1 protein-coding gene is annotated in these 724 nt (G+C 48.5%); it reads left to right on the forward strand.

The window, feature by feature from the left end; genetic code table 11:
* Positions 1-724: hypothetical protein (locus D8872_RS10765; protein ID WP_185761427.1), on the forward strand; the 724-nt coding region annotated here is incomplete at both ends.

The raw sequence follows: 724 nt of genomic DNA on the forward strand, positions 1-724 counted from the left end.
GTCTATCTCAGTAAGCGCGAGCCACTCTGCGTCAATTAGTGCGAGCCAAAGTGCTTCAGCATCTATCTCAGCAAGCATCAGTGCTAGTCAATCAGCTTCAGCTTCTGTATCTGCAAGTCAAAGTACTTCAGCATCAGTGAGCGCAAGCATCAGTGCTTCAGCTTCAGCATCTAACAACCAGAACTCAGCTTCTATTTCAGTAAGCGCGAGCCAGTCTGCGTCAATTAGTGCGAGCCAAAGTGCTTCAGCATCAGTAAGTGCAAGTCACTCAGCATCTGTATCAGCAAGCCAATCAGCTTCAGCATCAGTAAGTGCAAGCCAAAGTGCCTCAGCTTCAGCATCTAACAACCAGAACTCAGCGTCTATCTCAGTAAGCGCGAGCCACTCTGCGTCAATTAGTGCGAGCCAAAGTGCTTCAGCATCTATCTCAGCAAGCATCAGTGCTAGCCAATCAGCCTCAAGCTCAGCAAGTGCAAGCCAAAGTGCTTCAGCATCAGTAAGTGCAAGTCACTCAGCATCTGTATCAGCAAGCCAATCAGCTTCAGCTTCAGTATCTGCAAGTCAAAGTACTTCAGCATCAGTAAGCGCAAGCCAAAGTGCCTCAGCTTCAGCATCTAACAACCAGAACTCAGCGTCTATCTCAGTAAGCGCGAGCCACTCTGCGTCAATTAGTGCGAGCCAAAGTGCTTCAGCATCTATCTCAGCAAGCATCAGTGCTAGTCAA

The sequence above is a fragment of the Streptococcus cristatus genome (assembly GCF_003943815.1).
Taxonomy (GTDB): Bacteria; Bacillota; Bacilli; order Lactobacillales; family Streptococcaceae; genus Streptococcus; species Streptococcus cristatus_F.